Source organism: Rhodococcus sp. G6(2025) (assembly GCF_058628105.1).
In genome coordinates, this window is the sequence record NZ_CP179750.1 from 6,021,718 (window position 1) to 6,034,429 (window position 12,712).

Annotated in this window: 10 protein-coding genes; 3 read left to right on the top strand and 7 right to left on the bottom strand. The window is 66.9% G+C overall.

Annotation, left to right across the window (positions count from 1 at the left end):
* Positions 1–104: 104 nt before the first annotated feature.
* Complete coding sequence (locus ACLIVD_RS27860) at positions 105–1,280, top strand: alpha/beta hydrolase family protein (RefSeq protein WP_491930965.1); 1,176 nt, start codon at positions 105–107, stop codon at positions 1,278–1,280.
* Here ACLIVD_RS27860 and ACLIVD_RS27865 read toward each other — a convergent pair.
* The 6 genes from ACLIVD_RS27865 to ACLIVD_RS27890 all read right to left on the bottom strand — a co-directional run bounded on the left by ACLIVD_RS27865 (position 1,189) and on the right by ACLIVD_RS27890 (position 9,967).
* Entirely contained in the window at positions 1,189–2,811 is a 1,623-nt protein-coding gene (locus ACLIVD_RS27865) for a GMC family oxidoreductase (protein WP_491930966.1), read from the bottom strand. The genes ACLIVD_RS27860 and ACLIVD_RS27865 overlap by 92 nt on opposite strands.
* Entirely contained in the window at positions 2,808–4,376 is a 1,569-nt protein-coding gene (locus ACLIVD_RS27870; protein ID WP_491930967.1) for an APC family permease, read from the bottom strand. The genes ACLIVD_RS27865 and ACLIVD_RS27870 overlap by 4 nt, the downstream gene beginning before the upstream one ends.
* Positions 4,377–4,433: 57 nt before the next feature.
* Positions 4,434–5,954, bottom strand: a complete 1,521-nt coding sequence (locus ACLIVD_RS27875; RefSeq protein WP_317568438.1) for an aldehyde dehydrogenase family protein — start codon at positions 5,952–5,954, stop codon at positions 4,434–4,436.
* Positions 5,951–7,603 (bottom strand): BCCT family transporter, encoded by a 1,653-nt coding sequence (locus ACLIVD_RS27880; protein WP_283331168.1) that lies wholly within the window; start codon positions 7,601–7,603, stop codon positions 5,951–5,953. Before ACLIVD_RS27880 ends, ACLIVD_RS27875 begins: the two co-directional genes overlap by 4 nt.
* Complete coding sequence (locus ACLIVD_RS27885; RefSeq protein ID WP_283331167.1) at positions 7,600–8,772, bottom strand: aromatic ring-hydroxylating oxygenase subunit alpha; 1,173 nt, start codon at positions 8,770–8,772, stop codon at positions 7,600–7,602. The genes ACLIVD_RS27880 and ACLIVD_RS27885 overlap by 4 nt, the downstream gene beginning before the upstream one ends.
* A 382-nt stretch (positions 8,773–9,154) precedes the next feature.
* Positions 9,155–9,967 (bottom strand): IclR family transcriptional regulator, encoded by an 813-nt coding sequence (locus ACLIVD_RS27890; protein ID WP_283331166.1) that lies wholly within the window; start codon positions 9,965–9,967, stop codon positions 9,155–9,157.
* A 197-nt stretch (positions 9,968–10,164) separates the two neighbouring features.
* Here ACLIVD_RS27890 and ACLIVD_RS27895 point away from each other — a divergent pair, with 197 nt between their 5' ends.
* Together ACLIVD_RS27895 and ACLIVD_RS27900 are read left to right on the top strand one after the other, a co-directional pair.
* Positions 10,165–10,509 carry a bifunctional 3-phenylpropionate/cinnamic acid dioxygenase ferredoxin subunit gene (locus ACLIVD_RS27895; protein ID WP_491930968.1) on the top strand — a complete coding sequence of 115 codons (345 nt, stop codon included), beginning with the start codon at positions 10,165–10,167 and terminating at the stop codon, positions 10,507–10,509.
* Positions 10,506–11,684 carry an NAD(P)/FAD-dependent oxidoreductase gene (locus tag ACLIVD_RS27900; protein WP_491930969.1) on the top strand — a complete coding sequence of 393 codons (1,179 nt, stop codon included), beginning with the start codon at positions 10,506–10,508 and terminating at the stop codon, positions 11,682–11,684. Before ACLIVD_RS27895 ends, ACLIVD_RS27900 begins: the two co-directional genes overlap by 4 nt.
* Before the next feature lie 8 nt (positions 11,685–11,692).
* On the opposite strand, the gene ACLIVD_RS27905 is transcribed toward ACLIVD_RS27900, so the two are convergent.
* On the bottom strand, positions 11,693–12,493 hold the full coding sequence (locus ACLIVD_RS27905) for an IclR family transcriptional regulator (protein ID WP_491930970.1): 801 nt from the start codon (positions 12,491–12,493) through the stop codon (positions 11,693–11,695).
* Positions 12,494–12,712 lie beyond the last annotated feature (219 nt).

Consider the following 12,712-nt stretch of genomic DNA (forward strand, 5'->3'; position numbering starts at 1 on the left):
CACCGACTCAGCGCGCATCCGAGAGAAGACCACGCACAGAGCCACCTCACCCAGGACACGAACACCCGTGGCCAGATGTCGTCACGGGTACGTACGGTGACCCGGTGACCGAACCAGCCCGCAGAGTCGACATCGTCTTCGCCCCCGGAGCGGTGGCGCACCGTGGAACCGCGGAGGAACTCGTGGGCCGGGCGCTGGATGCGCGCGGCCTGACCGGTGGGTTGACGTTCGCCGCGGACACCGCCCGGTTGGAGCGGGCCGTGCGGTCGGCGGCGGGGCGAGGCGAGTTCATTGCCGTGCCCGGTGCCGGGGCCTCCTTCACCGCCCCGGCCGGCGGAGCGATCCGCGTCGATTTCGGGGAGTGCGAGGCCGACCGCTCGCCGGGCACCCGGGTCCACATCCGGGGGCGCGGACTCGACGGACTCCGCTACGCCGTCGACAGTTGGTATCACCACCGCTTCCATCCCGGACGGACCGTCCGCTACGGCGACCACCCCGATCAGCGAGTGGAACTGCGGATCCCGGGCGCCGACGGCCCCTTCCCCGTCGCCGTGCTGATCCACGGCGGATTCTGGCGTCCGCGTTGGGAGTCCGACTTGATGGACGCGTTGGCAGTCGACCTGACGGCCCGCGGGTACGTCACCTGGAATGTCGAGTACCGGCGGGGCACGGAGAACCGATGGGCAGCAATGGCGTCCGATGTCGCCGACGCCGTGCAGGCCGTCGCGACGGTGCCGGAAGCGGACCCGGAGCGGGTCGTGATTCTCGGCCACTCGGCCGGTGCTCAGCTTGCGCTCCGCGCCGCCGCCGACGCCGCGACCGAGGACGCAGCGGTTCGTCCGGCACTGGCCGTCAGCCTCGCCGGGGTGCTGAATCTGCGACTCGCCGGCGAACGCCACCTCGGCGAGGGCGCGGTGGCGGACGCCGTCGGCGGCGACCGGGCCGGCGACCGTGCGACGTACGAACGGTCGTCGCCGATCGAGCGACTGCCGCTGGGCACCGCTCAGCTGGTGGTGTGCGCCGTCGACGACGAGCCGGACATGCTGGAGATGAGCAGGGAATACCACGACGCCGCCGCGGCGACCCCCGACGACGTCGTCCGGATCGAGGGTCCCGGCGATCACTTCACCGTCATCGATCCGGAGAGCGAGATCTGGCGAAGGACCGCCGAGGCGATCGACGCCCGGATCAGACCTCGGACAACGTCGACTCCGCCGCCCGCAGCCCGGACCCGGCCCGGCCGCGGAGCAGATCCGCGCACCTCTCGGCCATCGTCATGACCGTGATGTTCGGGTTGACGTGCGGCAGTTTCGGCATCGCCGACGCGTCGACCACCCGCAGTCCTCGAACCCCCTTGACGCGCAGTTCCGGGTCGAGCACCGCCATCGGATCGTCGACGGCGCCCATGCGGGCCGTGCCCGCGGGGTGATACACCGTGTTGTGGGTCTTGTGGATGTAGTCGAGGATTTCGGCGTCCGTCACCGCGTCGGGTCCCGGCGCCAGTTCGCGGGCAATCCACCCGCGTAGCGCCTTCTGCTCGGCGATCTCGCGGGCCAGCTTCACCCCGGACAGCATCACCCGGTCGTCATGGCCCTCGCTGTCGGTGAAGTATCGGGGGTCGACCTTCGCGCGGTCGCGGAAGTCCCGCGACCGCAGCCGGACCGTTCCGCGGGAGCGGCCCTGAGTGACGTTGGGTGTCAGGCAGAATCCGTTGTCGGTGGTCGGGTAACCCCACCGCAGGGTGTTCATGTCGAACGGGACGCTGCCGTAGTGCATCATCAGGTCGGGATGGTTCAGGCCCTCCCGGGTGGTCGCGAACAGTCCGATCTCCCACCACTGCGTCGATTCGGTGACCATCGGCTGGGACGCCTCCCAGAACACGAGGCCCTCGACGTGATCGTCGAGGTTCGATCCGACACCGGGCGAGTCGACGCGCACGGGGATCCCGAACTCCGAGAGATGCTCCGCCGGGCCGATACCCGACAGCATCAGGAGTTTCGGGGTGTCGATGGCCCCGGCCGTCACCACCACCTCCCGTCGCGCCGACACCGTGTCGTAGCCGGTGAGGTCGGGACGCTGGTACCGGACGCCCGTCGCCGTCTGCTGTTCGTCGAACAGGATCTCGCTCACCCAGCAGCCGGTCCGGACCTCCAGGTTGGGCCGGGTCCCGAGGATCGGGTGCAGGTAGGCGTGCGACGACGACATCCGGGTGCCGTCCTCGGACGCGTTGATCTGGAACCATCCGGCACCGTTGAGCACCGTTCCGCCGCGGTTGAATGCGACGGTCGGCAGACCGACCGCGGCGGCGGCGTCGAGAACCGCTCGGCCGCAGGGGTCGTTCGGCGGGACGTCCCGCAGCCGCACGGGCCCGCTGCGGCCGTGCCCGTCGCCGGGGGCGTCGTTGCTCTCGAGCCGGCTGACGTACGGGAGGATGTCGCGCGCACCCCAACCCGACGCCCCCATCGCCTCCCAGTCGTCGAGTGCCTCGGCCGGCGGCCAGAATGCGATACACGAGTTGTGGGACGAGCAGCCACCGAGGACCTTGGCCCGGGCGTGCCGCATGAAGCTGTTGCCCTTCTCCTGTGGCTCGACGGGGTAGTCCCAGTCGTAGCCGGAGTCGAGCAGATGCATCCATTGGGACAGCTCGAGGATCGCCCGGTCCCCGACGTCGGACGGGCCCGCCTCGAGCAGGCACACCGTTACCGACGGGTCTTCGCTCAGACGTGCTGCGAGTGCGCAGCCCGCGCTGCCACCGCCCGCGATCACGTAGTCGAATTCCCCTGCAGTGCTCTTCGATTCGCCGTCGGTCATCGGGCGAGCTCCTTGTCGTTCGGTTCGGATTCCGGCGCGGTCGTTACCACCGCCGCGCAGTGTGACGTCAACGTTCCGATGTGGTGCCGGCCGGTGGTGAGGTACCACAGCAGGCCGAACCCGAGGATGATGCCGATGTAGACGAAGGCGCCCCAGGTGTTGTACCAAGGTTCCCCGTACACGGCCTCGCGTGGCCACGCGAGGTTGAGGGCCATCCCGATTCCCCAGACGAGTGCGACGATGTTGACGGGCAGTCCCCATCTGCCCATCGTGAAGTAGCCGCCCTCCTTCAGGTCCCGCGGCGGCCACTCACCCCGCAGCCGTTTCTTCAGCATCGGTCCGGTGACCATCAGGTAGGCCAGGTAGATCATGATGATCGCGATCGACGTGAGCACGGTGAAGATGTGCGGTTGACCGATGTTGACCACCAGGATCAGCGCGGCCACCACCCCGATGGTCACCGCAGGCACGACGGGTGTCCGCGTCCGCGGGTGGACGCGGGCGAGCCGCTCACCGAACGGGAGGGCGTTGTCGCGGGCCATGGCGAAGGTCAGCCGGATCGCGGCGGTGTGCACCGCCAGCGAGCAGACCGTCACCGCAATCACGATGCACACCAGGAAGATCGTGCCCAGCGGACCCCACATCACCTGTTCCACGATGTACTGCAGGCTGCCGTCCGACGCGCCGATCTTCGGATCGTCGAGGTCGGGTGCCGCCATCACGGCGAACACGAGGATCGCGCCGCCGATCACGAACGACGCGAGGATCGCACGGAAGATCGCCTTGGGGGCGGTGCGGCGGGGTTCGACCGTCTCCTCGCCCAGCGAACTCGCGGTGTCGAAGCCGTACATCACGTAGCCCGACGCGAGCGTCGCCACCAGGAACGCGCCGAGGTATCCACCGCTTTCGTCTGCGCCGTACCCGTGGGTGGAGAAGAACACCTGCGGGCCGCGGGTCATGTTGGCGGCGAGGATGATCGCGATCAGCACCGCCGCGATGATCTCGATGAACACCCCTGCGCTGTTGATCATCGCCATGAGACGGACACCGAGCGCGTTGACGACGGTGGTGAAGCCGATCATCACCGTCCCGAGAATGACGGCGTTGGTGGCGAAGTCGTGTTCTCCGGTGCCGTCACCGACGATCTGGAAGCCGCTCCACAGCCGCGGCAGGTTGAGCTGCAGCGCCAGCACAACGGCCGACAGGGTGACGATCGACGCGGTGAGCATCAGCCAGCCCGCGGACCACCCCACTACTCTGCTGCCGAGCGTCTTCGCCCAGTTGTACACGGAGCCGGCGATCGGATACTTGGCGGCCAGCTCCATGAAGCAGAGCGCCACGGCGAGCTGGCCGACGAACACCAGCGGCCACGACCACAGGTAGGCGGGGCCTGCGGTGCCGAATCCGAAGTAGAACAACTGGAAAGTGCCGGTCAGGATGGAGATGTAGCTGACGCCCGCGGCGAAGCTCGCGAACTTGCCGATACTGCGATCGAGGGACTCCTTGTAGCCGAACTCCTCGAGTCCACTGTCGTGATCGCCGGTCGTATTGTCGGTGCTGGTCATTCGATCACTTCCTGAGAAGGTGAGTAGGCCTGCTCGCGCGCCCCTGCCGGGAGCACGTCAGGTCGCGGTGAACCAACCCGCGAGAGGCGAGGTCGTGTTGTTCCAGATGTGTTTGACTTCCTGGTATTCGGAGAGCCCGGCCGGTCCGAGTTCGCGCCCGTTGCCGGACTTCTTGAATCCGCCCCATTCCGCCGCCGCGGTGTAGTAGCCGAAGTCGTTGAGCCACACGGTCCCGTGGCGCAGGCGGCGCACCACCCGTTCGCCGCGGGCAGCGTCCGACGTCCGGACTCCGGCGGCGAGGCCGTACTCGGTGTCGTTGCCGAGCCGGACCGCGTCCTCCTCGGTGGTGAACCTCTCGACCGTGAGAATGGGCCCGAACGTTTCCTCCTGCACGATGCGCATGGACCGGTCGCAGTGGTCGAAGATGGTGGGCAGGTAGTAGCTACCGCCGTCGAGCGCGGGATCGGCGGGCCGGGAGCCACCCGTCCGGAGCACCGCCCCTTCGGAGATACCCAGTGCCACATAGGCTTCGATCTTGTCGCGCTGTGCGGTCGACACGAGCGGTCCGGTCTCGGTGCCGGGATCGAGCCCCGGGCCGACGCGGATGGCCTCGGCGCGCGAGACGAGGGCGGCGACGAAGTCGTCGGCGATCGACTCCTCCACGATCAGCCGCGTCCCCGCCGAGCACACCTGCCCCGAATGCAGGAAGACGCCGGTGAGCACCTGGTCGACCGACGACTCCCACTCGGCGTCCGCGAACACGATGTGCGGGTTCTTCCCGCCGAGTTCCACGGCGACCTTCGTGACGTGCTTCGCGGCCGTCTCCAGGATGGTGGTGCCGGTCGCGAGTCCACCGGTGAACGAGATGAAGTCGACGTCACCGGTGTCGGTCAGCGCGGGTCCGAGGTCGGCGCCGCTCCCCTGCACCAGGTTGACGACACCGGCGGGCACACCCGCCTCCTCGATCAGCCGGGCGAACGCGATCGTGCTCAGTGGCGTGACTTCACTGGGCTTGAGCACCATCGTGCAGCCGGCGGCCAGCGCGGGTGCCACCTTCCAGGAGATCTGGAGCAGCGGGTAGTTCCACGGCGCGATGAGGACGCACACCCCGATCGGTTCGCGAACGACCCGGGAGACCACAGCGGGGTCACCCACGTCGACCACCCGGTCGCTGGAGACGAGGGCCAGCCGGGCGTAGTACCGGAATACGGAGACGACGTCGTCGATGTCGATTCGGCTTTCCACCAACGTCTTACCGGTGTCCAGCGTCTCGATACGCGCCAATTCCTCCTTGTCGCGCTCGAGCAGATCCGCGATACGCGACAGGAGCGACGACCGCGCGGCGACCGCCGTCTCCGGCCAGTCCCCGGCGTCGAAGGCCGCCCGGGCCGCCTGCACGGCTCGCCCGGCGTCTTCGGGCGACGCCTCGTCGACCGTGGCGATCACGTTCCCGGTCGCCGGGTCGATGCAGTCGCGGGTGCGGCCCGACGTCGCCGCGACCCACTCCCCCGCGATGAAATTCACCTTCCCGAACAACCTCTGGACGCCCTGATCCGCGGATAGTGCCGTCATCTTCATACTGTGTCCGAAACCCTCTCGTGTGCATACCTTTTCGATGAGCCGACGATGAGCGGATCACGGGAGAGGTCCCGATACAGCGAGAAGCACAATCCGATCATCACCAGGAGGAACGGCGCGGCCGCGATGATCGTCATCGTCTGCAGACCCTGCAGGGCGTCCGAGCCGCCGGTCCAGAGGATGAGTGCCGCGGTGCCCCCGGTGAGGGTTCCCCAGAAGATGACGACCCACGTGCTCGGTTCTCGTGCACCCCGCTGCGACAGAGTGCCCATCACCAGGGACGCGGCGTCCGCGCCGGATACGAAGAAGATCGCGACCAGCACCATGACCAGCACGGTGGCGAACCCCGTCAACGGCAGATGGTCGAGCATCCCGAACAACTGGCCTTCGGTCGAAGAACGCGCCGCCAGGTCGACTCCGTCCTGCTGCTGTCCGATGCCTGCGCCGCCGAACACCGCGAACCATACGAGGCTGACCGAGGTGGGAATGACGATCACGCCGATAACGAACTGCCGGATCGTGCGGCCGCGGCTGATCCGGGCGAGGAACATTCCGACGAACGGAGTCCACGACACCCACCACGCCCAGTAGAAGATCGTCCACGACGACAGCCAGGACGCCGTGTCGTCGCCGGAACTCGCGGCCGTCCGTCCCGACATGGTGGCGAGTTGCGCCGCGTAGTCCGCGATCGCGGTGGGGAGCAGATTGAGGATGAGGACGGTCGGACCGAGCACGAACACGAACAGCGCGAGAATCACCGCAAGCACCATGTTGATGTTGGACAGCCAGTGGATCCCCCGCGCCACTCCCGACACCGCCGAACCGACGAACGCGAACGTCAAGAGCCCGACCAGGGCAACGAGCGCGAACGTGCCGACGTGGCCCATCCAGCCGATGATCTCGAGACCGGAACCGATCTGCAGTGCGCCGAGTCCGAGCGACGCGGCGGTGCCGAACATCGTCGCGATGATCGCGAGGATGTCGATGACCTTCCCCACGGCGCCCTCCGAGCGGCGACCGAGGAGAGGGAAGAACGCGGCACTGATGAGCTGCTTGCGGCCACGCCGGTAGGAGCCGTACGCAATCGACAACCCGACGACCGCGTAGATCGCCCACGGATGCAGACCCCAGTGGAACATCGTCGTGGCCATCGCCGACCCGACGGATCCGTCCGTTCCCGGCGGCGGGCTCACCAGATGGGCGAGCGGTTCGGCGACGCCGTAGAACATCAATCCGATTCCCATGCCGGCGCTGAACATCATCGCGATCCAGCTCACCGTGCGGAACTCCGGTTTCTCGCCGTCGCGGCCGAGCGGAATCCGGCCGTACCGGGAGAACGCGAGGAAGAGTGAGAAGACGACGAACGCCGACGACGCGGCGATGAACAGCCAACCGAGGTCGGCCACCAGCCAGTCCAGCGCCGCGGTCGACACGACCGAGAGGTTCTCCGGTGCCAGCAGTCCCCAGAGGATGAGCCCGACACCAAGCGCCGCGGCCGTGCCGAACACCACCTTGTCGACGCTCCGCCGCCCCTCGCCGTCGGACGGCGCCGCCGCCTGCTGCTCCTGCGCCTGGTGTCGGGGTTGCGAATCGACACCGTTCACCCTGGGAGAGTCGGTCACCCTCGGTTGCTCGCCGGCGTAGGTCATCGGGGATCCCCGCTCAGCCTTTCGAGTAGCCAGTCGTGGAATTCGCCGATGTGGTGTTCCGCGGGCACCAGCACACCCCCGTTCCGGTACGCCTTCGACGCCATCGTGGGCTGGGTCCGCTCACAGGCGTCGAAGTCCTGCTGGTTGACCCGGTGGAACAGCTCCACCGAACGGGAGACGTCGCGACCCGACGCGGTGACCTCCGGGGAGTACAGCCAGTCGCATTCGACGATGGTGCGATCCGCGGACACGGGGTACATGCGGTGGAAGATGACGTGGTCGGGCACGAGGTTGACGAAAACCTGCGGCCGGATCGTGATGGCGTAGTACTTGCGGTCCTGGTCGGGACTGATGCCGGACAACGACTCGAATCCGCCGGTTCCGTCGATGGTGAATCCCTCGACGTCGTCACCGAAGGCGGCACCGTGCCCCACGAAGTACTGTGCGGCAAGGCCGTCCGCGAACTCGGGAAGTACCTCGGTGAGCTCGGGGTGGATGGTCGCGCAGTGGTAACACTCCATGAAGTTCTCGATGATCAGCTTCCAGTTGGCCGCGACGTCGTAGACGATCCGGCGGCCGAGTTCCAGGGTTCCGATCTGGTACCGGTCGATGGCGGCCGGATCACCGAGTCGTTCGGTGACGGCGCCGACGACCTCGTCCTCGAACGACGGCGGTTCGTCGGCCAGGCACACCCATGCGTAGCCGAGCCATTCGCGAAGCGCGACCGGCACCAGTCCGTACCGCACCCGGTCGATGTCGGCTCCGGTCTCGTCCCGCAGCGCGGCCATGTTGGGGGCGGCCACCAGTTTGCCGTCGAGTCCGTACGTCCACGCGTGGTAGGGGCACTGCAGGTTTCTGCGGATCTGCCCTTCGTCCTCGGTGCACAGCATGGCGCCGCGGTGCCGGCAGATGTTGAGGAAGGCGCGCAGTTCCCCGTCGCGGCCGCGGACGAGGAGCACGCTCTCCCGGCCCACCGTGATCTTCCGGAAGGCTCCGGGGTCGGCGAGATCGGCGGCGCGGACGGCGCAGAACCACATCGCCTCGAACAGGTTCTCCTGTTCGTCCGTGAAGATGTCGGCGTCGGTGTAGTACCGGCCACCGAGGGTGGGGATCAGTGCCGGTGCGGGCGTGGAGGCGGGAGCGGGGGCTTGAACGTCCGGAGCGGACATAGATGTCACCGTTTCTTTCGTTGCCGGGAAAGATGCGTGTCGGTCGAGCTGTGACCTGATGTCTGTGTGCGTAGGGGGCGCAGATCGCAGGGGGCGTCGTTGCCGAGAGTGACGACATGCGTGCCCGATCCGCGGCGACCGTCCGAACAGCGGACAGCTGTTCCCGCCGAGTCATCGCGGCGTCAGCATTGTTGCGTCATCAGCAACGCTATGCGATTTACACAACTTAGACTGTGGCCCGCGGACGTGTCAAACATCACATTCGACACTTCTTTCGCGGACGCGACACGACCGAAACACCGCGTTAACCGCGGACGGCCGGAACCCGGACAAACGGGACTATCCGTTCGCCCCGCCTTGAGGGAGAAGCACTTCCGGGCGTTCAGTCACCCGCGCCGACGGATTGCTGCGCTTCGATCCGCGCGACCGCGTCGGCGAGTTCGAGCGCCACGGCCTCGAACCGCTCAGGAGCAAGCCGGTACTCCGGCCCGGACACACAGATCGACGCGACGATCCGGTTGGTGACCTTGCTCCGCACCGGCACGGCGATGGAATTGAGCCCCGCTTCGAGTTCCTCGGCCGTGGACGCCCACCCGCGCGACCGCACGTGCTCGAGTTCGACGTCGAACGCCCGGAAGTCGGTGATCGTGTTGGGAGTGAGCGGGCGCAATTGCGGCCCCAGCCGACTCCGGAGCTGGCCGGACGTCAATTCCGAGACCAGGACCTTGCCGGTCGCGGTCGCGTGCGCCGGGGTCACCTGACCCACCCAGGTACGCAGCGCGACGTGGCGATCGCTGCGGGCCTCGAGCACGTTGAGGGTCGCCGCACCGTCCAGTACCGCGAGGTTGACCGTCTCCCCGAAGGCATCGGCCAGGCGGTCGCACTCCGGCTGCGCAACCTCGACGAGCCCGCTCTGCGCGACCGTGGCCTCGGCCAATCGCACTACCGCGAATCCGAGCTGATACTTGCCGCGGACACCCGCTTCCTCCACGAATCCGCGTTGCTGCAGCGACGCAATCAGGCGTGACACGGTCGATTTGTGCACGCCGAGACGCACGGCGATCTCCGAGGCGCCGACACGGCCTTCTGCCGCGACTATCTCGAGCACGTCGATGGCACGTTCCACGGCGTGCACTGTCTTCGCCTTTCCTTCCGTTCCCTGGGCCGCGGGCGCCGTTGCCTCGGATTCACTCATGCCCCGAGGTTATGCCCACCGACTTCGGGAACGCAGTTTTTACACGCGAATGCTTGACACCGTGGGGCAGCACCGGAGAGCATTGTGTTGCACAGCTTGCAAGTCGTCGCGCATAGCGCAACAACCGCTCCACAACTTGTCCTTCCTCCCCGACGTTTCGGAGGTATCGAGTGATTCTCGATAACGATTCCCCAGTTGTGACCCACCCCGGCGCCACGGCGTTCCCCGTCTGCGAACTCGTGACACTGCCCGTGGGCGAAGTCGTCACGGTGACCCCGCCGGGCGTGGCTCCCATCTCCGTCTTCCACACCTCCGACGGTCTGTATGCCATCGACGACACCTGCACCCATCAGGACGCCTCCCTCGCCGACGGCTGGGTCGAAGGCTGCACCGTCGAGTGCCCGCTCCACGAAGCGTGCTTCGACCTCCGCACCGGAGTGCCCTCGGGCCCGCCGGCCAAGATCGCAGTCCGCACACACGACGTGTCGATCGTCGACGGCACCGTGCTGCTTCATCTCGACCAGAAGGGCGACGCCCGATGAACACTGTCCCGAATTCCATTGTGGTACTGGGCGCTTCCCTCGCCGGACTGTCGGCGGTCCGCGCACTGCGCGAGAAGGGATACGCAGGCCGCCTCGTCGTGGCCGGGAGCGAGCAGTCCCTGCCCTACGACCGGCCGCCCCTGTCCAAGGAATTCCTCACCGGCGACCTGACCGACGAGGACCTCCTGTTGATGAACAGCGACGACGACACACTCGACGTCGAATGGCGCATGAACCGAACGGCCACCGGTCTGGTTCGCTCCCCCGACGGGATCCACCGGGTCACGTTCGACGACGGATCCCACTTCGACGCCGATGCCGTCGTCGTCGCGACGGGCGCGCGCGCCCGGACCCTGCCCGGACACTCCGGCCTCGCCGGCGTGCACACCCTCAGATCGGTCGACGACGCACGCGCACTGCGGGATTCGCTGTCGCGTGCGCAGAACCTCGTGATCGTGGGAGCAGGGTTCATCGGCGCCGAGGTGGCCTCCACCGCGGCCCGCATGAGCCTGAACGTCACCGTCGTCGAGGCGTCACCGACACCCCTGGCGGGCCCGCTCGGCATCGAACTCGGGGCGATCTGCGCAGGACAGCATGCCGCACACGGCGTCCGGCTCCTCACCGGGGCAGTCGTCGCCGCACTGCTCGGTGACGACGCGGTCGAAGCCGTCCAGCTGAGTGACGGAACCATCCTCCCCGCGGACGCCGTGGTGGTCGGAATCGGGGCCGTCCCCAACGTCGAATGGGCACGCGATTCGGAACTGATGATCGAAGACGGCTTCCTCACCGACTCGTCGTGCCGCACGAACGTGCCCGGCGTGTACGCGATCGGCGACTGCGCACGGACTTTCGACGACGCCCACCAGGTGCACCACAGAAGCGAACACTGGAGCAACGCCGTCGCACAGGCCGCCACCGTCGCCGACACGATCATGGCCACACCGTCCGGACCCGCCGCGATCCCGTACTTCTGGTCCCACCAGTACGGCAAGATGCTGCAGTTCGCCGGGACGAGATACAGCACCGACGAGGTCCGGTTCGTCGACGGCGATCCCGGAACCGGCACGTTCGTGGCCACCTACGACCGGGACGGCGACACCGTGGGCGTCTTCGCGATGAACAGTCCCCGGCTGTTCACCCGGTACAAGAAGCAACTCGCCAGGTCGCGGGCCTGATGCCGGCGCTACGTGACGGCATAGCCCAATCGGCTGCTGATCTGCTGGGACGTGTCGAGTGCGGCGCGGGCGACGTCCTCGAACCGTTCCGGCAGCAGCCGGTAGGCGGGGCCGGACACACTCAGAGCAGCAATCATTTTCGACGTGTAGTCGCGGATCGGGACGGACACCGCGTTCAGCCCGAGTTCGAGTTCCTCCTCGGACTCCGCCCAGCCCCGCCCGCGAATGGTTTTCAGCGATTCCACGAGCGCAGGCACATCGGTGAGAGTTTTCTCCGTGAGAGCAATCGGAGTTTCTCCCACGCGCTCCGCGAGTTCGCTGTCGGACAATTCCGTCAGCAACAATTTTCCACTCGCCGTCGCATGTGCCGGGCTGCTTTGACCCACCCAGGTATTGGTACCGACGCCGGCCGGACCGTCCGCTTTGACGATGCTCACCGATCGATTTCCGTCGAGTATCGACACATTGACGCTCTCACCGACAGTTTCCGCCAGTTCGGCGCACAATTCCTGACTCTGCCGCACCAGATCGCCGTCCGGCGACGCGGTGCGGGCCAGCCGGACGATGGAATTGCCGAGTTGGAATTTTCCCCGGCTCTTCAATTGCGCGACGTACCCTCGCGAATCCAGAACGGCGACGAGGCGCGATGCGGTCGACTTGTGGACACCCAACTCGTCGGCGATTTCGGTGACACCGGCGGTACCGAGCCTCGCCAGGATTTCGAGTACCGCCAGAGCGCGGTCCACTGACTGCACAGCGCCGGACGGCCGGCTCCGATCTCCATTCGAGTTATCGTCCAATTCAGTCATCTCGACTTCAGGATAGGCGACATCACCGTGCGACGGTTACCTCCATCCACACCTGGTTCCACGTCATCACAGTCGGGGTCGGTGCGCATTTCCACTTCGGATCGCGGAATTGCGGCCATTTCATCGACCAATCGTCTTGGAATTACCCGCAATTCGGGGTTGACCCCCTTACTCGTCCAGACCTAATGTGTTGATATATCAGTTGTCGATTTCGGTTCG